This is a genomic window from Burkholderia sp. BKH01 (genome assembly GCF_025685725.1).
Classification (GTDB): domain Bacteria; phylum Pseudomonadota; class Gammaproteobacteria; order Burkholderiales; family Burkholderiaceae; genus Burkholderia; species Burkholderia pyrrocinia_C.
This window is the reverse complement of record NZ_JAOTQT010000018.1, coordinates 87,329-110,985: the sequence shown is the minus strand read 5'-3', so window position 1 is coordinate 110,985 and position 23,657 is coordinate 87,329. Positions and strand designations below refer to the sequence as shown.

General features: G+C 68.6%; 17 protein-coding genes. 9 read left to right on the top strand and 8 right to left on the bottom strand.

All coding sequences use genetic code 11. The features are described from left to right. Positions 1–2: 2 nt before the first annotated feature. The 3 genes from OEJ37_RS23970 to OEJ37_RS23960 all read left to right on the top strand — a co-directional run bounded on the left by OEJ37_RS23970 (position 3) and on the right by OEJ37_RS23960 (position 4,624). Entirely contained in the window at positions 3–2,348 is a 2,346-nt protein-coding gene (locus OEJ37_RS23970) for a fimbria/pilus outer membrane usher protein (protein ID WP_263346212.1), read from the top strand. A gap of 88 nt (positions 2,349–2,436) precedes the next feature. Then, positions 2,437–3,846, top strand: coding sequence for an argininosuccinate lyase (gene argH, locus OEJ37_RS23965; RefSeq protein WP_263346209.1), 1,410 nt, complete (start codon positions 2,437–2,439; stop codon positions 3,844–3,846). 94 nt (positions 3,847–3,940) lie between these two features. Further along, positions 3,941–4,624 (top strand): HAD family hydrolase, encoded by a 684-nt coding sequence (locus OEJ37_RS23960; protein ID WP_175944823.1) that lies wholly within the window; start codon positions 3,941–3,943, stop codon positions 4,622–4,624. Between the two features lie 105 nt (positions 4,625–4,729). Here the strand turns inward: OEJ37_RS23960 and OEJ37_RS23955 are convergent, their stop codons facing one another. From OEJ37_RS23955 to apbC, 5 genes are all read right to left on the bottom strand, one after another. Continuing rightward, on the bottom strand, positions 4,730–5,563 hold the full coding sequence (locus tag OEJ37_RS23955; protein ID WP_175919248.1) for a lysozyme inhibitor LprI family protein: 834 nt from the start codon (positions 5,561–5,563) through the stop codon (positions 4,730–4,732). Then, positions 5,563–7,842, bottom strand: coding sequence for an arginine/lysine/ornithine decarboxylase (locus OEJ37_RS23950; protein WP_152865682.1), 2,280 nt, complete (start codon positions 7,840–7,842; stop codon positions 5,563–5,565). Before OEJ37_RS23950 ends, OEJ37_RS23955 begins: the two co-directional genes overlap by 1 nt. A gap of 81 nt (positions 7,843–7,923) precedes the next feature. After that, positions 7,924–8,493: a dCTP deaminase gene (dcd, locus tag OEJ37_RS23945; protein ID WP_096471512.1), complete on the bottom strand. Its 570-nt coding sequence runs from the start codon at positions 8,491–8,493 to the stop codon at positions 7,924–7,926. Positions 8,494–8,688: 195 nt separating this feature from the next. Further along, positions 8,689–9,225 carry a superoxide dismutase [Cu-Zn] gene (gene sodC / locus OEJ37_RS23940; protein ID WP_152865680.1) on the bottom strand — a complete coding sequence of 179 codons (537 nt, stop codon included), beginning with the start codon at positions 9,223–9,225 and terminating at the stop codon, positions 8,689–8,691. Between the two features lie 133 nt (positions 9,226–9,358). Then, a complete protein-coding gene (gene apbC, locus OEJ37_RS23935) occupies positions 9,359–10,450 on the bottom strand; it encodes an iron-sulfur cluster carrier protein ApbC (RefSeq protein WP_152865678.1) in 1,092 nt (363 codons plus the stop codon). Positions 10,451–10,804: 354 nt separating this feature from the next. On the opposite strand from apbC, the gene OEJ37_RS23930 reads away from it, so the two are divergent. Both OEJ37_RS23930 and metG read left to right on the top strand, forming a co-directional pair. Beyond that, on the top strand, positions 10,805–11,449 hold the full coding sequence (locus OEJ37_RS23930) for an OmpA family protein (RefSeq protein WP_072440929.1): 645 nt from the start codon (positions 10,805–10,807) through the stop codon (positions 11,447–11,449). Positions 11,450–11,825: 376 nt separating this feature from the next. Continuing rightward, a complete protein-coding gene (gene metG, locus OEJ37_RS23925; protein WP_263346201.1) occupies positions 11,826–13,979 on the top strand; it encodes a methionine--tRNA ligase in 2,154 nt (717 codons plus the stop codon). Between the two features lie 97 nt (positions 13,980–14,076). On the opposite strand, the gene OEJ37_RS23920 is transcribed toward metG, so the two are convergent. Both OEJ37_RS23920 and OEJ37_RS23915 read right to left on the bottom strand, forming a co-directional pair. Beyond that, the gene (locus OEJ37_RS23920; protein ID WP_263346198.1) at positions 14,077–18,108 is read right to left on the bottom strand and encodes a translocation/assembly module TamB domain-containing protein; all 4,032 of its coding nucleotides are present in this window, start codon (positions 18,106–18,108) and stop codon (positions 14,077–14,079) included. A gap of 28 nt (positions 18,109–18,136) precedes the next feature. Further along, positions 18,137–19,951 carry an autotransporter assembly complex protein TamA gene (locus OEJ37_RS23915; protein ID WP_174422065.1) on the bottom strand — a complete coding sequence of 605 codons (1,815 nt, stop codon included), beginning with the start codon at positions 19,949–19,951 and terminating at the stop codon, positions 18,137–18,139. Between the two features lie 242 nt (positions 19,952–20,193). Between OEJ37_RS23915 and OEJ37_RS23910 the strand changes: the two genes are divergently transcribed. The 4 genes from OEJ37_RS23910 (at position 20,194) to panD (ending at position 22,813) form a co-directional block, all read left to right on the top strand. After that, positions 20,194–20,382, top strand: a complete 189-nt coding sequence (locus OEJ37_RS23910; protein ID WP_174422064.1) for a DUF3460 family protein — start codon at positions 20,194–20,196, stop codon at positions 20,380–20,382. Between the two features lie 4 nt (positions 20,383–20,386). Then, positions 20,387–21,259 carry a segregation and condensation protein A gene (locus OEJ37_RS23905; RefSeq protein WP_034178758.1) on the top strand — a complete coding sequence of 291 codons (873 nt, stop codon included), beginning with the start codon at positions 20,387–20,389 and terminating at the stop codon, positions 21,257–21,259. Positions 21,260–21,542: 283 nt separating this feature from the next. Then, the gene (gene panC / locus OEJ37_RS23900) at positions 21,543–22,382 is read left to right on the top strand and encodes a pantoate--beta-alanine ligase (protein WP_263346193.1); all 840 of its coding nucleotides are present in this window, start codon (positions 21,543–21,545) and stop codon (positions 22,380–22,382) included. 44 nt (positions 22,383–22,426) lie between these two features. After that, positions 22,427–22,813 (top strand): aspartate 1-decarboxylase, encoded by a 387-nt coding sequence (gene panD, locus OEJ37_RS23895; RefSeq protein WP_031398432.1) that lies wholly within the window; start codon positions 22,427–22,429, stop codon positions 22,811–22,813. A gap of 128 nt (positions 22,814–22,941) precedes the next feature. Here the strand turns inward: panD and OEJ37_RS23890 are convergent, their stop codons facing one another. Further along, a complete protein-coding gene (locus OEJ37_RS23890) occupies positions 22,942–23,601 on the bottom strand; it encodes a ParA family protein (protein WP_174420039.1) in 660 nt (219 codons plus the stop codon). Between the last annotated feature and the right edge of the window lie 56 nt (positions 23,602–23,657).

The window sequence follows — 23,657 nt, the reverse complement described above, 5'->3', positions numbered from 1 at the left end:
GCGTGCCGACGACGCGACATACCAATCGAACGACGCCTGCCAGGCGATACGCGTGGCTCGCCGCCCTCACGCTGGCGCTGCGCGCGGGCACCGCAGGCGCGCAGCCGGCCCCCGAGCTGCCCCCTTCCGCCGCCCCGGAGTCCGGCGTGCTGTTCCTCGACGTGTCGATCAACGGCGAGCCGACCCACCGGATCGCGCGCTTCCGGCAGGCCGACGGGCACCTGTTCGCGGCGTCGGCCGACCTGAACGACTTCGGCATCGCAAGCGGCGACCGCGCGCAGCCGCTGTCGAACACGCCGGTCGCGCTCGACGCGCTCGCGGGCCTGCGCTACGACTACGATCCGGGCCGCCAGACGATCGACCTGCACGTGCCCGATGCGCTGCGCATTCCGCACACGTTCGACGCGCGCGGGCTCGCCGCCACGCCGCCCGCGACGGCCGGCCGGGGCATCGTGCTGAACTACGACGCATACGCGCAGACCGCCGCGCATTCGCCGCTCGCGGTGTGGACCGAGGCGCGCTACTTCGATCCGGCCGGCGTATTCAGCAACACCGGCATCGGCTACTTCCGTCGCGACGGGCAGCGCTACATGCGCTATGACACGTCGTGGACGGTGTCCGACCCGCGCACGCTCACGACGACCCAATTCGGCGACACCATCTCGTCGTCGCTGTCGTGGACCCGCTCGTTGCGCATCGGCGGCGTGCAGTGGCGCAGCAACTTCGGCCTGCGCCCCGATCTCGTGACCTTCCCGGTGCCGGCGCTGTCGGGCAGCGCGGTCGTACCGTCGGCGGTCGACCTGTACGTGAACAACGTGCGTCAGTTCAGCGGCAACGTGCCGGGCGGCCCGTTCGTGATCAACAGCGTGCCGGGCATCACCGGCGCCGGCAACGCGACGGTGATCACGCGCGACGCGCTCGGCCGCACGATCGCCACGTCGATCCCGCTCTACGTCGACACGCGCCTGCTCGCGCCCGGCCTAGCCAGCTATTCGGTGGAGGCGGGCTTCCTGCGCCGCGCATACGGCCAGGACGCGTTCGACTATGCGCGCACGCCGGCCGCGAGCGGATCGGTGCGCTACGGCGTCACCGAGCGGCTGACGGCCGAGGCGCACGCCGAGGCGACGAGCGGCGTCTACAACGCCGGCGCGGGCGTGCTCGCGCGCATCGGCGGCGGGGGCGTCGCAAACGCGTCGCTGGCCGTCAGCGCCGGGCGCTTCTTCGGCGCGCAGGCCGGCCTCGGCTACCAGTACGTGACGCCGCGCTTCTCGGTCGACGCGCAGACGCTGCGCGCGTTCGGCGGCTACGGCGACCTCGGCGCGCGCGAAGGCACGCCGGTCGCGACCATCAGCGACCGCGTGACGGTGTCGTTCCCGCTCCTCCGCGCGCAGACGCTGTCGTTCAGCTATCTCGGCCTCAAATACCCGGGCGCGCCTGCGTCGCGGATCGGCTCGGCGGCGTGGTCGGTCAACTTCGGGATGCTCGCGTCGATGACCGTCAGCGCATTCCAGGATTTCCGGCAGCACAACGCGCGCGGCTTCTTCGTCAGCCTGAGCGTCGGCCTCGGCGACAACACGTCGGTCGCGGCGAGCGTCGGCCGGCAGAACGGCGAGTCGACCCGCGCGGTCAGCGCGTCGCGCGCGCCCGACTACGACGGAGGCTTCGGCTGGAACGTGCAGGCCGGCGAGAACGGCCCGCTGCGCTACGGCCAGGGGCAGCTGCAGTACCTGGGCCGCGCGGGCCAGGTCACGCTGCTCGGACAGTCGTTCGGCGGGCAGCGCGACGCGTCGGTCGACGTGACCGGCGCGCTCGTGCTGATGAACGGCCAGTTGCTGACGTCGCGCCGCATCGACGACGGCTTCGCGCTCGTGTCGACCGATGCCGGGCGCGTGCCGGTGCTGCACCAGAACCGGCCGATCGGCGAGACCGACCGCACCGGCTACCTGCTGGTGCCCGATCTGAGCGCGTACCAGCACAATCGCGTCGCGATCGACGGCACGACGCTGCCGGCCGATGCGCGCCTCGCGGACACGATGCTCGACGTCGTGCCGCAGGCCCGCTCGGGCGTGCTCGCGCGCTTCCCGGTCACGCGCTACCGCGCGGCGTCGATCGCGCTGCGCACGCCGGACGGCGCGCCGCTGCCGCCCGGCCTCGACGTCGTGCACGTCGAAAGCGGCCAGCACACGATCGTCGGCTACGACGGCCTCACGTTCGTCGACGGCCTCGTCGCGAACAACCGCCTGGAAATCTCCGGCGGCGGCCACGACTGCGTCGTCGCGTTTGCGTACCGGCGGCCGGACGACGGCACGCTGCCGCGGATCGGCCCGCTGACCTGTACACCCCGCTAGCCCGCGCCGGCCGCCAGGCCCGCGAATGTTAGAATTGCGGGATTCCCTCGGCGGCGCACGCCGCCCAACTCCCCTTCGAAGAATCGCCATGACGTCCCAACTGCACAAAAAGGGCGAGGCCTGGTCGGCCCGCTTCTCGGAACCGATGTCGGAGCTGGTCAAGCGCTACACGTCGTCGGTGTTTTTCGACAAGCGCCTCGCGCTCGTCGACATCGCCGGCTCGCTCGCGCACGCGAACATGCTCGCCGCGCAGAAGATCATCAGCGCCGACGACTTGGCCGCGATCGAACGCGGGATGGCGCAGATCAAGGGCGAGATCGAGCGCGGCGAATTCGAATGGCAGCTCGACCTCGAGGACGTCCACCTGAACATCGAGGCGCGCCTGACCGCGCTGATCGGCGATGCCGGCAAGCGCCTGCACACGGGCCGCTCGCGCAACGACCAGGTCGCGACCGACATCCGCCTGTGGCTGCGCGGCGAGATCGACCGCATCGGCGGCCTGCTGAACGACCTGCGCGGCGCGCTGCTCGACCTCGCGGAACAGAACGCCGCCACGATCATGCCGGGCTTCACGCACCTGCAGGTCGCGCAGCCCGTCACGTTCGGCCACCACCTGCTCGCGTACGTCGAGATGTTCTCGCGCGACGCGGAGCGCATGCGCGACTGCCGCACGCGCGTGAACCGCCTGCCGCTCGGCGCGGCCGCACTCGCGGGCACGAGCTACCCGATCGATCGCCACGCGGTCGCGAAGACGCTCGGCTTCGACGGCATCTGCGCGAACTCGCTCGACGCCGTGTCGGATCGCGATTTCGCGATCGAATTCACGGCGGCCTCCGCGCTCGTGATGACGCACGTGTCGCGTTTCTCCGAGGAACTCGTGCTGTGGATGAGCCCGCGCGTCGGCTTCATCGACATCGCCGACCGCTTCTGCACCGGCAGCTCGATCATGCCGCAGAAGAAGAACCCGGACGTGCCCGAGCTCGCGCGCGGCAAGACGGGCCGCGTGAACGGCCACCTGATGGCGCTCCTGACGCTGATGAAGGGCCAGCCGCTCGCGTACAACAAGGACAATCAGGAAGACAAGGAACCTCTGTTCGACACGGTCGACACCGTCGCCGACACGCTGCGGATCTTCGCCGAAATGGTCGCGGGCATCACCGTGAAGCCGGACGCGATGCGCGCAGCCGCGCTGCAGGGCTTCTCGACCGCCACCGACCTCGCCGACTACCTCGTGAAGCGCGGCCTGCCGTTCCGCGATGCGCACGAAGCCGTCGCGCACGCGGTGCGGATCTGCGACGACCGCGGCATCGATCTCGCCGACCTGACGCTCGACGAGATGAAGCAGGAACTGCCGAACGTCGCGCACCTGATCGGCGACGACGTGTTCGGCTACCTGACGCTCGAGGGTTCGGTCGCCAGCCGCAACCATCCGGGCGGCACCGCACCCGACCAGGTGCGCGCGGCGGTCAAGGCTGCCCGCGCCGCGCTCGGCCAGTAAGCCCGCTGTCCCGGACGGACGCCCTCGGCGTCCGTCGTTCATTCGGGCGGCCGTCGCGCCGCCCATTGCCTGCCCCGCTTCCCGGATGTCGCCGATGACCTTTTCCGCCGCACTCTTCGACATGGACGGCCTGCTCGTCGATTCCGAGCGGACCATCATGAACACGTGGATCGACGTGTCGAATGCGCACGGTGTCGCGCTGACGGCCACCGACTACCTGCAGATCGTCGGCCGCTCGTTCGCCGAAGGCCAGGTCATCCTGGCGCGGCTGATCGGCAATCCCGATACGTTCGACGCGGTGCGCATCCGCGTACGCGAACAGCTCGCGTCGCCCGAGCCCCATCCGAAATTCCCGTTGAAGCCCGGCGCGTTCGCGCTGCTCGACACGCTCGCGCAGGCCGGCATTCCGTGCGCGGTCGCGTCGTCGTCCGCGTGCGACGTGATCCGCACGCGGCTCGACGCGGTCGGCGTGCTGCCGTTCTTCCGCGCGATCGCGGGCGGCGACGAAGTCGCGCGCGGCAAGCCCGACCCGGCCGTCTACCGGCTCGCGGCCGAACGCCTCGGCGTGCCGGCACATACGTGCGTCGCGTTCGAGGACAGCGACTTCGGCGCGCAGTCGGCCGCCGGTGCAGGCGCCTCGGTCGTCACTGTGCCCGACCTGAAAGCGCCGACGCCCGAGATCGTCGCGCTGAGCCTGCATGTGCTCGCATCGCTCGACGATGCGGTCGCGCTCGTGCCGTCGTGGTTCGGCCGGTACGACACGCAACGGCCCGCGTAGGCGCGCGAGCGCGAAACGCGGCGCGTCGCACGCCGCCAAATGCAAACGGGCACCCTCGGGTGCCCGTTTCGTTTTGCCGCCGAACGACCGGCGTCGCGACGGTTTCTACTTGTTGCCGGCCGTCTCCGACAGCCGCTTCATTGTCGCGATCCGCGCGCCGATCAGGTCGACGCGACCGTCCTCGCCGACAAGCGGCGCCGTCGCATCGCGGAACGCGACCCACGCGCGCTGCGCGCGCACCAGCGTCGCGGCCGAATGCGCCGGCATCTTGCGGCGCAGCTTCTGGTAATAGCGGTTCAGGTCGAACAGCGCGTGCTCGCACGCGGCATCCTGTTCGCACGGTCGCACGCGGCGCACGGCCGGATCGCGCGGCGCGTTCGCCATCGGCTTGCCGTTCGACGCGGCCCCGCCCTGGGCCGCGCCCTCGGCCGCGCTCGCGCCGCCCTGCGTGGCGCTCGTGGCCGCGACCGGTACGGCGGCGGGCGGCGGCGCATAACGATCCGCCGCGCCGCGCAGCGCCAGCGCGCGATCGCGCACGGGCTGCAACTGCATGTCGGCGCTCGACATCGTGTACGCGGTGCCGCGCGTCGTGTCGTACACGGCCTTCAGCAGAAGGACTTCATCCTTGCGCCACGTGACCCAGCGGCGCTGGCTGTCCTGCCAGCCGCGCTTCGCGTCGGCCGGTGCATCCTTCAACAGGCGCTGATACGCGCCGTCCATCACCGCCTGCCACTGCTGCTGCGCTTCGCCCATGCACTGGATCTGGCCGGCCGTCGACGACCGGTCGCGCCGCGCGAGGCATTGCCGCATCGCGACGTCGATCGGGTCGGCCGCCGCGACCTCCGCGTGTGCGACGCCCGCCCCCGCCAGCCCCGCCGCCCAGACGACGAGCGCGGCCACCGCCGCGCGCATCGCCCGGAATCGTCCGTGCGTCGCCATCAGTCGCGCACGCAGTCGACGTAGTACTCGACGCGGCCGTTCACCTCTTCCGCGACGAGGCCGTGGATGTCGGTGTGGAAGCCCGGGAAACGCTCGTTGAAGTCGCGCGCGAACCGCAGGTAGTTCACGATCGTCTTGTTGAAGCGCTCGCCCGGGATCAGCAGCGGAATGCCCGGCGGGTAGGGTGTCAGCAGGATGCTCGTCACGCGGCCTTCGAGCTCGTCGAGCGGCACGCGGTCGATCTTGCGGTGCGCGAGCTTCGCGAACGCGTCCGACGGCTTCATCGCCGGCTCCATGTCCGACAGGTACATCTCGGTCGTCAGGCGTGCGATGTCGTTCGCGCGGTACACGTCGTGGATCTGCGTGCACAGGTCGCGCAGGCCGACGCGCTCGTAGCGCGGATGCTGCGCGACGAATTCCGGCAGCACGCGCCACAGCGGCTGGTTGTTGTCGTAGTCGTCCTTGAACTGCTGCAGCTCGGTCACCATCGAGTTCCAGCGGCCCTTCGTGATGCCGATCGTGAACATGATGAAGAACGAGTACAGGCCGGTCTTCTCGACGATGATCCCGTGCTCGGCCAGGTACTTCGTGACGATCGCGGCCGGAATGCCCGTCTCGCCGAACTCGCCGTCGACGTCGAGCCCCGGCGTGATGATCGTCGCCTTGATCGGGTCGAGCATGTTGAAGCCTTCCGCGAGCGGGCCGAAGCCGTGCCAGTGGTCGTTCGGCTTCAGCATCCAGTCTTCACGCGAACCGATGCCTTCTTCCGACAGGTTGTCCGGGCCCCACACGCTGAAGAACCAGTCGTCGCCGTATTCGGCGTCGACCTTGCGCATCGCGCGGCGGAAGTCGATCGCCTCGGCGATCGATTCCTCGACGAGCGCGGTGCCGCCCGGCGGTTCCATCATCGCGGCCGCGACGTCGCACGACGCGATGATCGCGTACTGCGGGCTCGTCGACGTGTGCATCAGGTACGCCTCGTTGAAGCGGTGCTTGTCGAACGTGCGGTTCTCCGAATCCTGCACGACGATCTGCGACGCCTGCGAGATGCCGGCGAGCAGCTTGTGCGTCGAGTGCGTCGCGAACACGAGCGCGCCCGTGCGCGGGCGGCCGTCGCCGATCGCGTGCATGTCGCGGTAGAAATCGTGGAACGTCGCGTGCGGCAGCCACGCTTCGTCGAAGTGCAGCGTGTCGAGCAGGTCGCCGAGCAGATCCTTGATCATCTCGACGTTGTAGACGACGCCGTCGTACGTGCTCTGCGTGATCGTCAGGATCCGCGGCTTCATGTCCGGGTTCTCGCGCAGCGCCTCGCGCGCGAACGGGTTCGCCTCGATCTTCTTGCGGATGTTCTCCGGCTTGAATTCGTCGCGCGGGATCGGCCCGATGATGCCGAAATGGTTGCGCGTCGGCGTGAGGAACACCGGAATCGCGCCCGTCATCGTGATCGCATGCAGGATCGACTTGTGGCAGTTGCGGTCGACCAGCACGATGTCGCCGGGCGCGACCGTCGCATGCCAGACGATCTTGTTCGACGTCGACGTGCCGTTGGTCACGAAGAACAGGTGATCGGCGCTGAAGATGCGCGCCGCATTGCGCTCGGACGCCGCGACCGGGCCCGTGTGGTCGAGCAGCTGGCCGAGTTCGTCCACCGCGTTGCAGACGTCCGCGCGCAGCATGTTCTCGCCGAAGAACTGGTGGAACATCTGGCCGAGCGGGTTCTTCAGGAACGCGACGCCGCCCGAGTGGCCCGGGCAGTGCCACGAGTACGAGCCTTCGTCCGCGTACTTGACGAGTTCCTTGAAGAACGGCGGCGCGAGCGAGTCGAGATAGACCTTCGCCTCGCGGATGATGTGGCGCGCGACGAACTCCGGCGTGTCCTCGAACATGTGGATGAAGCCGTGCAGCTCGCGCAGGATGTCGTTCGGCAGATGCCGCGACGTGCGCGTCTCGCCGTACAGGAAAATCGGGATGTCCGCGTTGCGGCGGCGCACTTCGGTGACGAACGCGCGCAGCTCGATGATCGCGGTCGCGAGCTCGGGCAGTTCGCCGTCCTGGCCCGTTTCGCCGAGCATGAGTTCGTCGTCGTCGATCGACAGGATGAAGCACGACGCGCGGCTCGACTGCTGCGCGAACGACGTCAGATCACCGTAGCTCGTGAGACCGAGGACTTCGACGCCCTCCTTCTCGATCGCTTCGGCCAGCGCCCGGATGCCGGAGCCCGAGATGTTCTCGGAGCGGAAATCTTCGTCGATGATGACGACGGGGAAACGAAACTTCATGGGCGATTCTCCAAAAAGAACGACCGCGGCGCGTCACGCGCAGCGGTCACCCGAAAACTGGTGAGACGTTATGCAACCAGATCAGGTTTTCGGCAGCGTGACACCGCGCTGCCCCTGATACTTGCCGCCGCGATCGGCGTACGACACGTCGCACACTTCGTCGCTCTCGAAGAAGAGCACCTGCGCGACGCCTTCGTTCGCGTAGATCTTCGCGGGCAGCGGCGTGGTGTTCGAGAATTCCAGCGTGACGTAGCCTTCCCACTCGGGCTCGAACGGCGTCACGTTGACGATGATCCCGCAGCGCGCATAGGTCGACTTGCCGAGGCAGACCGTCAGCACGGTGCGCGGGATGCGGAAATATTCGACGGTGCGGGCCAGCGCGAACGAATTCGGCGGGATGATGCACACGTCGCCCTTGAAATCGACAAACGAACCCTCGTCGAAGTTCTTCGGATCGACGATCGTCGAGTTGATGTTCGTGAAGATCTTGAATTCGTCCGCGCAGCGGATGTCGTAGCCGTAGCTCGACGTGCCGTAGCTGACGATCCGGCGGCCGTCCGCGGACGCGCGAACCTGATCGGGCACGAACGGCTCGATCATCTTGTGCTCTTCGGCCATGCGCCGAATCCATTTGTCGGACTTGATGCTCATGTCAGCCTCCGCCGGGCCGTCCCAAGGAGGCTGACCGCCCCCCCGGGGGGCAGCGAACAAAGTGAGCGTGGGGGTCGATTCATATCGGGGCGCCAGGAAACGCTGCGTGACAATCAGGAACGGCCGCTCGCGCGAGGCGGCGGCCGGGAAAGGCGCACATTTTACGCGATCATCGGCCCGCGCACGCGGCGACCGTCAACGGATCACGCCGCAGGCAAGCGCAGGCCCCGCGCCATGCTGCGGGAACGCGGGATCGCTCGCGTCGCGGTGCACCAGCGCCGCGCGGCTCATCGCCGAGCGCACGCCATCGAGGGCCAGATCGGCAGCGACGATGAAGCCGGCCGCGACGCCGTTCGCATCCGCATGGATGTTGCCGAGATCGCCGGCGACGCGGGCGCCCGCGCGCAGGCGGTCGGCGGCCGGCGCGAACACCGGGCCGGCGCTCGAGCCGTCGCCCGCGTTGCAGTCGCCGCGCTCGTGCACCTGCAGCGCGTGATCGCTGTTCGGCGGCAGGCCGACCAGGTTGTAGGTGACCTGGACGCCGTCCGGACGCTCGACGAACGTCACCGCGCCGCGCGCCTGCGAGCCGACCGTCGGCTGCAGTTGTGCGTCGGCCCGTTTTTCGTGCGACGAGGAAAAGGAACTGCAGCCGGCCAGCAGGCCCAGCGCGGCGGCGGCCAGCAGCGCGCGCCGCGCGCGGCCGGCGCGCACGCCGTGATGTCGTTGTTTCATTCGATCCTCATGCCGGCTGACGGCCGTTTGACGCGACGGCCGTGCCGGGTGGGTAAAGGGACCCGGGAAAAGTCGCCATGATACCGCGCCTCGCGGCGCCGTAAACAGCGTGAGGCCCCGCCCCGCAAGGGTTTTACGTATTTTGAACAACGATCGTCGGGAACTTCGACGTCATGTCGCGCGCACGCTCGGCAATCGCCAGCGCGACCCCGCGCGCGATGTCGCGGTAGCGACGCGCCAGCGCACCGTCCGGATCGGCCGCGACCGTCGGCGTGCCGCTGTCGGCCCGCTCGCGGATCGCGATGTCGAGCGGCAGGCTGCCGAGCACGTTCACATCGTAGTCCTTCGCCATCCGCTCGGCTCCGCCGGCGCCGAAGATATGCTCCTCGTGGCCGCAGTTCGAGCAGATGTGGATGCTCATGTTCTCGACGATGCCGAGGATCGGAATCCCGACCTTCTCGAACATCTTCAAGCCCTTCTTCGCGTCGAGCAGCGCGATGTCCTGCGGCGTCGTGACGATCACCGCGCCCGTGACGGGCACGCGCTGCGCAAGCGTCAGCTGGATGTCGCCGGTGCCGGGCGGCATGTCGACGATCAGGTAGTCGAGCTCGCGCCAGTTGGTCTGGCGCAGCAACTGCTCGAGCGCGGAGGTCGCCATCGGGCCGCGCCACACCATCGGGTTGTCTTCCTCGATCAGGAAACCGATCGAGTTCGCCTGCAGCCCGTGGCCGACGAGCGGGTTCATCGACTGGTTGTCGGGCGACTCGGGACGCTGGCCGTGGATGCCGAGCATCGTCGGCAGCGACGGGCCGTAGATGTCGGCGTCGAGAATGCCGACCGATGCGCCTTCCGCGGCGAGCGCGAGCGCGAGGTTCACGGCCGTCGTGCTCTTGCCGACGCCGCCCTTGCCCGATGCGACCGCGACGATGTTCTTCACGTTCGGCAGCAGCTTCACGCCGCGCTGCACCGTGTGCGCGACGATCTCCTGCGACACGGCGACGCGCGCGTCGCGCACGCCCGGCACGGCCTGGAGCGCCGCCGCGACGCGTGCGCGCACGTCGTCGTGCTGGCTGCGCGCGGGATAACCGAGCACCACGTCGAGCGTCACGACATCGCCGTCGATCGCGACGTTGCGCACGCCCTTGTTCGCCGCATACGGACGGCCGGTATTGGGGTCGACGACAGCCGCCAGCGCGGTGTCGACTTGTGCCCGGTCAATGCTCATCGAAACTCCGTGAAAACGTTTTTCTCGCGCGCAAAGGTCAAAAAATATCAAATTACGCTGCGAAAATCGGGAAAAGTGAAAGAATCTGTTGCATGCCATTGCGCGAACGCGCGACCCGGCGCACTCTTCGCGTGCGGCATGCTATGGGGCCAAATCGGCCACTAACCGCCTATATTGTAGAGGCTGACGCGTCGCACTGTCCGAACAGCCACGCTGACGGACTGGGCATGCAGCCGCCTCGGCGGCTGCCGCGAGCACCGGCCGGCCTTTCTTGTTTCGGCCGGCCTGCGCTGGGAGCCGTAAAACTGTTGTTGTCGTCGTTGTCGACTCGTTCAACCAAGAGAGGAATCCAAGATGAACATGAAAATCGCGACTCGCCTGTCCGTCTTCGCCCTGGCCGGTGCAGTGCTGGCCGGCTGCGCATCGCCGCAAGGCACCAACACGGCCGTCGGTACCGGCACGGGTGCGGCGCTGGGCGCGGGCATCGGCGCACTGGCGGGCGGCGGCAAGGGCGCGGCGATCGGCGCGGGCGTCGGCGCACTGGTCGGCGGCGTGACGGGTTACAACTGGCAGGCGATCAGGAACAAGCTCGCCCCGTCGGCAGCGCAGACGGGCACGCAGGTGACCGAGCAGCCGGACGGCTCGCTGAAGCTGAACGTGCCGAGCTCGGTGACGTTCGCGACGAACCAGTACGCGATCACGCCGGCATTCACGCCGCTGCTGAACGACCTGGCGACGACGCTGAACCAGAACCCGCAAGTGACGGCATCGGTCGTCGGCTACACGGACAGCACGGGCTCGGCGCAGCTGAACCAGACGTTGTCGCAGAACCGCGCGCAAAGCGTCGTGAACGCGCTCGCGCAGCGCGGCGTCAACGGCGGCCGCCTGTCGGCACAAGGCATGGGCGCATCGAACCCGATCGCGGACAACGCGACCGAAGCCGGCCGCGCACAGAACCGCCGCGTCGAAATCTACCTGCGCGCAGCGCAGGCGCAGTAAGCGCACGACGAGGAGAAGGCGCGGGCACGCCGCCCGCGCAGCCCCGTCGGACAACGCTTCCGTCGGGGCCGGTAACAAATCGAAAAAATTTTCGAACTTCCGTCGCGGGCCGTGGTCAGTATTTACGGTACGCGGCTGGCCTTGCCGGCGCGTCACCATTCTCCTCTTGTCGTTGTTGCTCCGGGGCCGTATCCGCCCCGGTTTTTTTTGCCCGCAGAATTCGTGTTGCGACGCAACATATCGCTGCCGGGCACGCCGCTTGCGCGGCCCCGCCGGCTCCGGCGCCCGCTACGCGGCGCCAGCCCGCCTCCCCGGCCCGCGCCCCTGCTAGAATCGCAGTTTCCCGTCGTATTTCCGCCGTTCCTCTACAGACCCTATGTCCGCAACCGACCTCACTTCCGTGCAGGCTGCGGTGCCGCAAGGCGCCCGCCAGATCCTCGTTACGTCCGCACTGCCCTATGCCAACGGGCAGATCCACATCGGCCACCTGGTCGAGTACATCCAGACCGACATCTGGGTGCGGACGCTGCGAATGCACGGCCATGAGGTCTACTACATCGGCGCCGACGACACGCACGGCACGCCGATCATGCTGCGCGCGGAGAAAGAAGGCCTGAGCCCGAAGCAGCTGATCGACCGCGTCTGGACCGAGCACAAGCGCGACTTCGACAGCTTCGGCGTGTCGTTCGACAACTTCTACACGACCGATTCGGACGAGAACCGCGTGCTGAGCGAGCAGATCTACCTCGCGCTGCGGGAAGCCGGCCTGATCGCCGAGCGCGAGATCGAGCAGGCGTACGACCCCGTCAAGGAAATGTTCCTGCCGGACCGCTTCATCAAGGGCGAGTGCCCGAAGTGCCACGCGAAGGACCAGTACGGCGACAACTGCGAGGTGTGCGGCTCGACCTACCTGCCGACCGAGCTGCTGAACCCGTATTCGGTCGTGTCGGGCGCGACGCCGGTGCGCAAGACGTCGAAGCACTACTTCTTCCGCCTGTCCGACCCGCGCTGCGAGACGTTCCTGCGCGAATGGGTGAGCGGCCTCGCGCAGCCCGAAGCGACCAACAAGATGCGCGAATGGCTCGGCGACGCCGGCGAGGCCAAGCTCGCCGACTGGGACATCTCGCGTGACGCGCCGTACTTCGGCTTCGAGATCCCGGGCGCGCCCGGCAAGTATTTCTACGTGTGGCTCGACGCGCCGGTCGGCTACTACGCGAGCTTCAAGAACCTGTGCGACCGCAACGGCATCGACTTCGACGCGTGGATCCGCGCGGGCTCGAAGGCCGAGCAGTACCACTTCATCGGCAAGGACATCCTGTACTTCCACACGCTGTTCTGGCCCGCGATGCTCGAGTTCTCGGGCCACCGCACGCCGACCAACGTGTTCGCGCACGGCTTCCTGACGGTCGACGGCGCGAAGATGTCGAAGTCGCGCGGTACGTTCATCACCGCGCAGAGCTACATCGACACGGGCCTGAACCCCGAGTGGCTGCGCTACTACTTCGCCGCGAAGCTGAATGCGACGATGGAAGACATCGACCTGAACCTCGACGATTTCCAGGCGCGCGTGAACAGCGACCTCGTCGGCAAGTACGTGAACATCGCGAGCCGCGCGGCCGGCTTCCTGCTCAAGCGCTTCGACGGCCGCGTGCAGGACAGCGCGATGAACCATCCGCTCGTCGCGAAGCTGCGCGATGCGATTCCCGCGATCGCCGCGAACTACGAGGCACGCGAATACAGCCGCGCGCTGCGCCACACGATGGAGCTCGCCGATGACGTGAACGCGTACGTCGACGGCGCGAAGCCGTGGGAGCTCGCGAAGGATCCGGCCAACGCGGTCGCGCTGCACGAAACCTGCAGCGTGAGCCTCGAGGCCTTCCGCCTGCTGTCGCTCGCGCTGAAGCCGGTGATGCCGCGCGTCGCCGAATCCGTCGAGGCGTTCTTCGGGATCGCGCCGCTCACGTGGGCCGATGCCGCAAAGCCGCTGTCGTCGGAACAGCCGATCACGGCCTACCAGCACCTGATGACGCGCGTCGATGCGAAGCAGATCGACGCGCTGCTCGCCGCGAACCGCGATTCGCTGCAGGCCGACGCGGCTGCTCCGAGCGCGAACGCCGCGAAAGGCTCGAAGGATGCGAAGAACGCCAAGACGAATGCGAAGCCGGCCGTCGTGAACGGCGCCGACGACGCCCCCATCTCGATCGACGATTTCGCGAAGATCGACCTGCGCATCGCGAAGATCGTCGCGTGCCAGGCCGTCGAAGGCTCGGACAAGCTGCTGCAGCTCACGCTCGACGTCGGCGAGGAAAAGACCCGCAACGTGTTCTCGGGCATCAAGTCCGCGTACCAGCCCGAGCAGCTCGTCGGCAAGCTGACGGTGATGGTCGCGAACCTTGCGCCGCGCAAGATGAAGTTCGGCCTGTCCGAAGGGATGGTGCTCGCGGCGTCGGCGACCGACGAGAAAGCGGAACCGGGCCTCTACATCCTCGAGCCGCACAGCGGCGCGAAGCCCGGCATGCGCGTGAAGTAAGCCGAGCCGAGCGCACCGCCGCTTGCACGAAAAAGGCCCCGCACGATGCGTGCGGGGCCTTTTTTTACACGTGCGCGGCGCGGCGCGACGCCCGCCGTCACCGTTGCCCGAACCAGCGGTCGAAGCGCCGCGTGTAGTTCAGGTCGACACCCTGGAACGTGCCGCCGTACGCGGACACCGACCAGAAGCGCGTCAGGTTGATCGTCGCCTTGAACGCGTTGCTCGCCGACTGCAGGCCCTGCTCGAAGCCGAGCACGAAGCGCTCGTTGATCGCCTTCGACACCTGCACGACCTGCGGGTCGGTCAGGCCGACGTCGCTGCGGCCGATCGAGAACTCGTCGAGGCCGAAGGTCTGCGCGACGCGCTTGCCGGTCACGCTGCCGAGCAGCCCGAGCGCCGCCGTCATCGTGCCCTGCTGGCCGACGTTGTTGCCCTGGTCGGTGCCGTGCCCGAACAGCAGCCACGACAGCTTTTCGTTGTCGGTGACGTTCGGCTCCGACACGAGCTTGACCGTCAGCGACTGGATCGTGCCCGTCACCTGTACGCCGGCCTCGACCTCCTGATTGCGCCGCATCGCGAGGATGTTGACGCCCGGGTTCGACACGGGGCCGTTGAACGTGAAGAAGCCGTTCTCGATCGCGAGCTTGCGGCCGAACGACGTGTACGTCGATCCTTCGGTCACGCGCACGTTGCCGACCGCGCGCAGCGGCACGCCCGGCGCGCTCATCACGGTGATCGTGCCGCGCAGCCCGAGATCCGCGCCGTGGCCCTTGAAGCGGAAGTTGTTGCCGAGGCCGATGTCGATGTTCGCGCGCGGCGCGAGCGACGGCGCCGGCTTGTCCGTGGCCGGCTGCGGCTTCGCCACCGCGGTGCCCGTCGGTGTCTCTCCGCGCACCGTGCCGTCCGGCTGCACGATCACGACATCGTCGGACAGGTGCGGCGCCGATTCCTCGGGCAGGTCGAACAGCGCGTGGTCGACGACGAACTTGCCGTCGACCGACAGCGCGCCGCGCGGCCCGTCGTTCGCGACCGTCGCCTTGCCCGACAGCGACAGCTTGCGATCCGGCGCCGCGAACAGTTCGAGCTTGTCCGCGACGATGCTCGCGGTCAGGTCGGGCGCCTCGCCGTCGAGGCGCACGCGGCCGAGCGCGCGCAGCGTGCCGTCGCCGCCGTGGAACTCGACCTGCTGGAATTCGACGAGGTTTTCCGTGAGCTTCACGCGCACGATGCCGTCCTTCAGTTGCACGCCCTGGTCGACGAGCGTCGCGGACAGGTCGTCGCCCGTCAGCATCCCCGACAGGTTCGGCTTCAACGGCGTGCCGGCAACCGTCAGCTTCAGCGCCGCGCGCCCACCGAGCAGGTAGCTCGGCCCGAACAGGTTGCCGGTCGCTTTCAGCGACGGGATGTCGGCGTCGATGCGGCCCGACAGCGGGCCGTCGTCGGCGACCCCGAACATGCCGTCGCGCAGCGCGAACGGCACCGTGACATTCGCGTCGAGCGTGCCGATCCGGTTCGCCTTCGCGAGCGCCGTCACGTTGAGCCGGTTGCCGGGCGCGAAGCTCGCGCGCGCGGACAGGTCGGTCAGCCCCAGCGACGCGATGCCGCGCCCGCTCTCGATCGTCACGTCGCCGCCGCGGCGCTTCACCTGCACGTAACCCGTCGCGTTCGCGCCGAGCGAGAAATCCCAGTCGGCATCGAGCACGACGTCGGTGCGCAGCGGCGGCCGCTGGCCCGTCAGCTCCTGGCGGACCTCGAGGAAGCGTGCGACCGATACGCCGCTCACCGAGCCCGCCGAGCGCATCTGGCCATGATCGAACACGAACGACTTCAGGTCGATCGCCGCGCCTTCGAGCGTGAGCCGTGTCGCGCCGAGCGTCACGCGTCCGGCGCCGGCCGACACGGTGAGTGGCGTCTGCAGCGCGACGGCCGGCGTGCCGCGGTTCGCGAGGCGCGTGACGGTGCCGTCCCAGCGCATCCCGTCGCGGTTCTCGACCACGCCGCCGTTCGCCGCGAGCGTCACGTCGATCACGCGGCCGCCGGCCGTCCCGACCGCCGATGCGTCGAGCGTGTGCTTCGCGCGCGTGCCGTTCAGATTCGCGCGCAGCGATTTCAGCTTCAGCGAGCCGAGCGCGATGTCGGTCGCGTCGGCCGTGAACACGAGTGCGCCGTGCGCGCCGTCGCGGATGTCCGCGCGGCCCTGCGCGGCGCCGATCCGGTTCGATCCGACGACGACGCGCTCGGCCTTGTAGGTGGCCGTCACGTTCGGATGCGCGAAGCTGCCGGTCAGGTCGCCCTGCGCCTGCACGAGCCCCTCTACGCCGAAGCCGAGCCGGTCGAGCTGCGGCGCATCGACGACGAAGCGCAGCCGGTCGCCGGGCGCGCCGAAGCTGCCGCGCAAATCGACGTGGTTGCCCGCGATCGACAGGTTCGCGTTGCTCGGCAGGATCCGCGAGCCGACGAGCTGCACGACGCCGGCACCGGTCAGCGGCACGCCGTCGTACAGGCTGTCGCCGAGCTTGAAGGTCGCCTTCGTCGACACCTGCGGCGCAAACGCGCCCGACGCGGTCAGCGTGCCCGACACGCGCGTCTCGCCGCGCCTGGCCGGCGCCTTTGCGTTGGCGGCCGCCTTGCCGCCGCCGGCCTTCGGCGCCCTCATCGCAGCGAGCAGCAGCGGATCGAACGCCGTCAGCGTCGCCTTCGCGTCGTAGCTCGAATGCGCGTCGTGGCGGAACACGCCCGTCAGGTCGATACGGCCCTTGGCCGCCGTCACGCGCGCGTCGGTCAGCACCGTCTGCTGCGACGTCAACGCGACCTTCGCGCGCGCGCCGAGCGCAAGCTTCGGGTCGTTCAGGTTGAAGTCGACGGTCGTCACGTCGCCCGCGAGCGTCACGCCGACCGGGCCGCCCAGGCGCATCGGCCGCAGCTCGGCGACGAATGCGTTCAGGTCGAGGTTCGCGACCTTCAGGTCGAAGCGGCCCTTGCCGCCCGTCAGCGTGCCGTTGCCCGTCACGCTGCCGTCGCGGATCAGTTTCAGCGCGAGACCGTCGAGCCGCTGCGCGTGCGCGTCGAGATGCACGTTCGCGTGCGCGTCGATCACCGGCAGCAGGTGGTCGCCGAGCGTACCGGGCTTCGCGTTGACGATCGACACGGGGCCCGTCACCGCGAAACCCTTCGCCGGTGTGGCACCGGCCGGCGCGGTCACGGGCGCGAGTTCCGCGCGCACCGCGAGATCGGCGGCCGGCGCGCCGGGTGCGAGCGCCTGCGGGTTCACGTGATCGAACGCGAGCGACGCGCGCGTGAGCGGCACCGCACCGAACGGCGCGGCCTCGACGTGCGCGCGCCCGCTCAGCTTCATCCCGCTCGCGTCGACGTCGGCGACGAGCGCCTCGAGCGAGCCGGACACGCGGGCCCGCGCGTTGACCGGCTCGTCGGACAGCTTGCCCGCGTAGGTGGCTTCGCCCGTCAGCGCGAACGGCTTCACGCCGTCAAGCTTCGCGCGCGCGGTCAGCGCGCCGTACGGCGTATCGATGCCGTCGAGCGCGAGTTCATGGTGACGGCCGTCGCTGCGGCCATTCAGCGAGATATGGTCGAGCTGCGTCGTCGAACCGCCTTCGTGAATCGCGAGGTGATCGACGCGCAGGTCGTCGATGCGCAGTTGCAGCGGCAGGCTCAGGTCCTGCGGCGTCGTGCTCGGCGTCGACGGCCCCGGCACGATTCGCACGTCGATCGTGCCCGCGCGAAGATAGGCGATGGACAGCCGCCACGGCGCACGGGTCAGCGCCCAGCGGCCCGCGATCCGGTCGATGCGCACCTCCGTGCCCGCACCGCCGGGGCTCGTCCACGCGAAGTCGTGCAGCCGCACGCCGGTCGCAAGCGTTCCGCCCTCGAGCGTGCCCGCGAGCTGCCCGCCGAGCACGCGCACGGCCGCCTGCCATGCGAGCCGCGTGCCGCGCTCGGTCGTCGCCGAGGCCAGTATCAGCCCCACCGCCAGCACGACGAGCAGCACGGCCGTCGCAAGCGTCCACGCGACGACGCGCACCGCACGCCTGCGGCGCGGCGGCGCGTCAGGCGCGCCGTCGGGCGAGTCCGGATCGTGAGGCGGCGGCGTGTCGTTCGGGTCCTTCGTCATGCGGTTCGTCGTGGATGAAGCAGTACGTTCAGAAAGCGATGCCGAGCGTCAGGTACGGGCGCACGCTGTGGTTGCGCAACCCGTACGCGACGTCGACGTTGATCGGGCCGACGGGGCTGCGCCAGCGCGCACCGATGCCGACGCCCGGGTAGAACACCTTCTCGCCCCACGCATCGGTCGCGGTGCCGATGTCGAAGAACGTCGCGGCGCCCCAGTCGCGGTTGAACCAGTGCTGATATTCGGCGGTGCCAGTCATCAGGTACTTGGTCGGCAAAACGGAGCCGTCGACGCTGTTGCCGATGCTCTGGTAACCATAACCGCGCACCGAGTTCGAGCCGCCCGCGCGGAACAGCAGCGACGCCGGCACGCCGGTCGAGCTGCCGCTCGTGAACACGCCGCCGAGCTCCGCGCGGAACACGAACAGGTCGCGCTTGCCGACCGGCAGGTACTGCTGGCCGCGCGCGTAGCCGCGGATGAAGGTCTGGTCGGTCGCCACGCCCTTGATCGCGAAGCCGGCCTCCGCGTGGATCAGGTTGCCCGAACGCGGAAACAGCGGATCGTCGACGTTGCGGCGCGTCCAGGCCCATTGCGGCACGAGCGCGCGGCTCGTGGTCGGCCCCGCGCCGTTCTGGTCGAGCCGGTCCTGGTAGAACATCAGCGAATACGCATAGTCGATGAACTGGCCCGTGCGCGTGCGCTGCACGCCGACCCGCGCGCTGTAGATGCGCGTGTCCGACACGTTGGTGTTCGTATACGACGCGAGCACGCTGTTGGTCCACCCCCTCTCGCCCGGCGGCATCGACAGCTGGACCTGCCCGTACTGCTGGATCTGGTCGAGCCGGCCCGACACGGTCAGCGGCCATGCGGCGCCGAACGTGTCGAGATACGTATAGGAGCCCTGCACATGCGGGCCCGTGTCGGTTGCATAGCCGACGCCGCCGCGGATGCTGTTGTACGGGAACTCGCTGACCTTCACGTGCACGGGCGTGCGTTCGGGCTTCGCCGTATCGTCGCCGACGTCGATCGCGACGCTCGCGTAGTACGGCGTGTTCTGCAACTGCCGCTGCAATTCGGTGATCCGCTGCACGTCGTAGATCTCGCCTTCCGACAGCGGATTGACGTTCGCGACGATCTTCTCCGGATAGCGGCGCACGCCGTCGACATCGACCTTGCCGATCGTGAAGGTCGGGCCGCTGTCGAACGTGACCGCGAGCGTCGCGCGCTGCGTGCGCGGGTCGATGCGCGCCTCGGACGACGCGATCTTCGCACCGAGATAGCGGCGCGACTGCAGTTGCTTGAGCGCCGCGCCCTTCGCGCCGTCCCAGTCGGACTGCGTGAACGGGTCGCCCGGCTTCAGCGAGAACGCGAAGCGGGTCGCGGCCTCCTGCTTCGGATCTTCGGTGTCGACGGGGCCCTTGAACGTCAGGTCGACCGTCGACACGACGGTCTGCGGCCCCGGATCGACCGCGATGCGCACGTCGCGCTTGCCGTCGCGCGTGCGCACGTCGGTGCGCACGACCGGCGAGAAATAACCGGCAGTCGCGGTCAGGTCGCGCACCTGCTGCGGGGTGGCGGTCACGAGGAAGTCGAACTGGTCTTCGCTGATGTCGTCGCGCTTCGCGAAGCGCGCAATATCGAGATGCGACTTGAGCAGCTTGCGGACCGAGCGCGGCGCGTCGATGTCGACGTCATACTTCGCGTGGGCCGGCAGCGCGAACAACGCGGCGACGCAACCCGCGAGGGCCGCCCGTGCGGCGCGGGCTGCGGTGCCGGCGAGATTGCGTGCCGCGCGCGGGCCCGCGTGATGCGCCGTGTGTGCTTGCTGGTTCGACTGCCCCGCCAAATATGACCTCGCCCTCGGTTGTCACGGTTTCGTGGAAACCCTGTATTTGACCACAGGGTGCTGGCGTCAAAGCTAAACGTTTCTGAAAGGCGTCGCGAACCAGCGTGACCGCGACGCGACGCCTGTCCGCGCCGGCCCGCGGGTTCGACGCGCGATTGGCGCCGGCCGTTCCCCCAATGCGGTAAAATCCCGCCATCGCGAATCCGGCGCATCGTGCGCCGCCCGAAACGGAAAATCCAGCCATGCCGTACCAGTCCGACGTCACGCAGTTCCTGAACCAGCTCAAGCAGCAGAAGCCGACGCTCGAGGAAGAGCAGCGCAAGGGCCGTTCGCTGCTGTGGGACAAGCAGCCGATCGACCTCGAAGAGCGCGCCGAGCAGCAGGAATCGCGCGTGAACCAAACGTCGTACGTCTACTACCAGAACTTCTGACGACGTGAGCGCCGCCGACGAGGCCAGCGCCGCCCGGCAGGACGACGCGATCGCAGCGCCCGCGGGCGCCGATTCGACGCCCGACACGGTCGACGGTGTCGCGGCGTTCGCTCGCCTGTACGGCGAGCCGCTCTTCAAGCTGCCGCAGGATCTCTACATCCCGCCCGATGCGCTCGAGATCTTCCTCGAGACGTTCGAAGGCCCGCTCGACCTGCTGCTGTACCTGATCCGCAAGCAGAACTTCAACGTGCTCGACATCCCGATGGCGCAGGTCACCGCACAATATCTGGGCTATGTCGACCAGATCCGCACGTCGAACCTCGAGCTGGCCGCCGAATACCTGCTGATGGCCGCGATGCTGATCGAGATCAAGTCGCGGATGCTGCTGCCGGTCAAGAAGGCCGACACCGGCGACGAAGCGGAAGATCCGCGTGCCGAACTCGTGCGCCGCCTGCTCGAATACGAGCAGATGAAGCTCGCCGCGCAGCGGCTAGACCAGTTGCCGCAACTCGGCCGCGACTTCCTGCGCGCCGAGGTCTACATCGAGCAAAGCATCACGCCGCGCTTCCCCGACGTGAACTCCGACGACCTGCGCGCCGCGTGGGCCGACGTGCTCAAGCGCGCGAAGCTCGTCCAGCACCACAAGATCTCCCGCGAGGAGCTGTCGGTGCGCGAACACATGAGCCTGATCCTGCGCCGGCTGCAGAACGCGCGATTCATGGAATTCGCCGACCTGTTCGACACGTCGCGCGGCGTGCCGGTCGTCGTCGTGAACTTCATCGCGATGCTCGAACTCGCGCGCGAATCGCTCGTCGAGATCACGCAGCCCGAGCCATTCGCGCCGATCTACGTGCGCCTCGCGTACCTGCCCGCGTAAGGCCCGCGCCCGTCCCGTTCCCCCGTTCCCCCGTTCTCCCGATTCACCCCGACGCTCGCCGCTTCGCCGCGGCGGGTGGCCGCGGCCCGAAGTCGTGGCTCGTTTCCCGCACGCCCGATTAAAAAGTGAACGATCGTTCTCTTTTCGATGCGTTTGGCGGCCAAATCCTCTACAATCCGCCGACGCCCGATGCGCCGCCCGCGCGCCGGCGTTCTCCGCTTCGACCCCGACGCCGCCGCTGCGGCGCCAACGCGCGCATGCGCGAGGAACCCGCTACCCGATCATGAAAGTCATCAGCTCGATCCATGAACTGCGCGACCAGTTGCGCGGACAGAACCGCACGGCGTTCGTGCCGACGATGGGCAACCTGCACGAAGGGCACCTGTCGTTGATGCGCCTCGCGCGCCAGCACGGCGACCCGGTCGTGGCGAGCATCTTCGTCAACCGCCTGCAGTTCGGTCCGAACGAGGATTTCGACAAGTATCCGCGCACGCTGCAGGACGATATCGAGAAGCTGCAGAAGGAAAACGTCTACGTGCTGTTCGCGCCGACCGAGCGCGACATGTACCCGGAACCGCAGGAATACCGCGTGCTGCCGCCGGACGATCTCGGCGGGATCCTCGAAGGGGAATTCCGCCCCGGCTTCTTTACCGGCGTGTGCACGGTCGTGTCGAAGCTGATGGCCTGCGTGCAGCCGCGCGTCGCCGTGTTCGGCAAGAAGGACTATCAGCAGTTGATGATCGTGCGCCGCATGTGCCAGCAGCTCGCGCTGCCGGTCGACATCATCGCGGCCGAAACCGTGCGCGACGAGGACGGCCTCGCGCTGTCGTCGCGCAACCGCTACCTGTCGGCCGACGAGCGCCGGGAAGCGCCCGAACTCGCGAAGACGCTGCAGCGCATGCGCGAAAGCCTGCTCGGCGGTGAGCGCGACCTCGGCAAGCTCGAGCAACAGGCGCGCACGCACCTGGCCGAGCGCGGCTGGACGCCCGACTACCTGTCGATCCGCCGCCGTGCGAACCTGATCGCGCCGAGCGCCGCCGAACTCGAAGCCGGCGAGCCGCTCGTCGTGCTCGCGGCCGCGAAGCTCGGCGCGACGCGCCTCATCGACAACCTGGAAATCTGACGGGCCGCCCGCCCGCGCCTCTCACGACGCATCACGGAGACACCATGCAGCGCCACATGCTCAAATCGAAGATCCACCGCGCGGCAGTCACGCACTGCGAGCTGCACTACGAAGGCTCGTGCGCGATCGACGAAGACCTGCTCGAAGCGTCGAACATCGTCGAAAACGAACGGATCGACATCTGGAACATCAACAACGGCGAGCGCTTCTCGACGTACGCGATCAAGGGCGAGCGCGGCAGCGGGATGATCTCGCTGAACGGCTCGGCCGCGCGCCGTGCGCAGCTCGGCGACCTCGTGATCATCGCGGCATTCGCGATGGTCGACGAAGCCGAGCTGCAGGCCGGCTGGAAGCCGAAGCTCGTGTTCATCGACGACGGCAACAAGATCAAGGGCCACCGCGATCACGTGCCGACGCAGAACTGGACCTAACCTGAGCAGCCGCCCGCGTGCCGTGGCGCGCGGGCGCGGCTGCGCCGCCTGCGGTCGAAGGGCCGGATCCCGTGCGACACGGGATCCGGCCCTTTCTCATTTCGGCGCGCGCCCGCCGCGCGATCGGATCAGGACGCCTTGGCGGCCTTCTCCGCCTTCGGCGCACCACGTTCGGCCCATTCGACGATCGGCCCCCACTGTTCGAGATCCTTCTCGACGCGGCTCTTCGCGACGTCCCACAGCGTGAGGCCGTGCGCGGCGATCTGCACGTAGTTCTGCGTGTCGCGCACGTAGCCGAGCACCGGCAGGCCGAGCCCTTCGACGAAGCGGTGCAGCTGGTCGGACGAGCGCGTGCGCGCATCGACCCGCATCCCGACGATCCCGACCTCGACGCTGCCCTTGCGCACGGCCTTCTCGCCGGCGAGGCGCTCCAGAAACTGCTGGGTCGCGAGAATATCGAACATCGACGGTTGCAGCGGCACGATCACCTTGTCGGCCAGTTGCAGCGCGACGCTGAGCCGGTTGCCGTGCAGGCCGGCCGGCGTATCGATCACCGCGTATTCGAGGCCGCGCGGCGGCTTCGACGGCGCGTCCGGATCGAGATCCCACGATTCGATCGCCGGCAAGCCGGCCGGCCGCAGGTCGAGCCACGCATGCGCGGACTGCTGCCGGTCCAGGTCGGCGAGCGCGACCCACGCGCCCTGCGCCGCGAAATAGCCGGCAAGATTGGTGGACAACGTGCTCTTCCCCACGCCGCCCTTCGGATTCGCCACCACGATCACCGTCATGAATTCCCCCGAAAAAGCCACGCGGCGCCGGCCGCATGGCTGGCGCCGCTCGATTG

Coding starts and splice junctions, on each gene's coding strand:
- panC (WP_263346193.1), top strand. CDS start 21,543: ATGAAAGTCATCAGCTCGATCCATGAACTGCGCGACCAGTTGCGCGGA.
- sodC (WP_152865680.1), bottom strand. CDS start 9,225: ATGAAACAACGACATCACGGCGTGCGCGCCGGCCGCGCGCGGCGCGCG.
- argH (WP_263346209.1), top strand. CDS start 2,437: ATGACGTCCCAACTGCACAAAAAGGGCGAGGCCTGGTCGGCCCGCTTC.
- OEJ37_RS23930 (WP_072440929.1), top strand. CDS start 10,805: ATGAACATGAAAATCGCGACTCGCCTGTCCGTCTTCGCCCTGGCCGGT.
- OEJ37_RS23950 (WP_152865682.1), bottom strand. CDS start 7,842: ATGAAGTTTCGTTTCCCCGTCGTCATCATCGACGAAGATTTCCGCTCC.
- metG (WP_263346201.1), top strand. CDS start 11,826: ATGTCCGCAACCGACCTCACTTCCGTGCAGGCTGCGGTGCCGCAAGGC.
- panD (WP_031398432.1), top strand. CDS start 22,427: ATGCAGCGCCACATGCTCAAATCGAAGATCCACCGCGCGGCAGTCACG.
- OEJ37_RS23960 (WP_175944823.1), top strand. CDS start 3,941: ATGACCTTTTCCGCCGCACTCTTCGACATGGACGGCCTGCTCGTCGAT.
- OEJ37_RS23890 (WP_174420039.1), bottom strand. CDS start 23,601: ATGACGGTGATCGTGGTGGCGAATCCGAAGGGCGGCGTGGGGAAGAGC.
- OEJ37_RS23920 (WP_263346198.1), bottom strand. CDS start 18,108: ATGACGAAGGACCCGAACGACACGCCGCCGCCTCACGATCCGGACTCG.
- dcd (WP_096471512.1), bottom strand. CDS start 8,493: ATGAGCATCAAGTCCGACAAATGGATTCGGCGCATGGCCGAAGAGCAC.
- apbC (WP_152865678.1), bottom strand. CDS start 10,450: ATGAGCATTGACCGGGCACAAGTCGACACCGCGCTGGCGGCTGTCGTC.
- OEJ37_RS23955 (WP_175919248.1), bottom strand. CDS start 5,563: ATGGCGACGCACGGACGATTCCGGGCGATGCGCGCGGCGGTGGCCGCG.
- OEJ37_RS23910 (WP_174422064.1), top strand. CDS start 20,194: ATGCCGTACCAGTCCGACGTCACGCAGTTCCTGAACCAGCTCAAGCAG.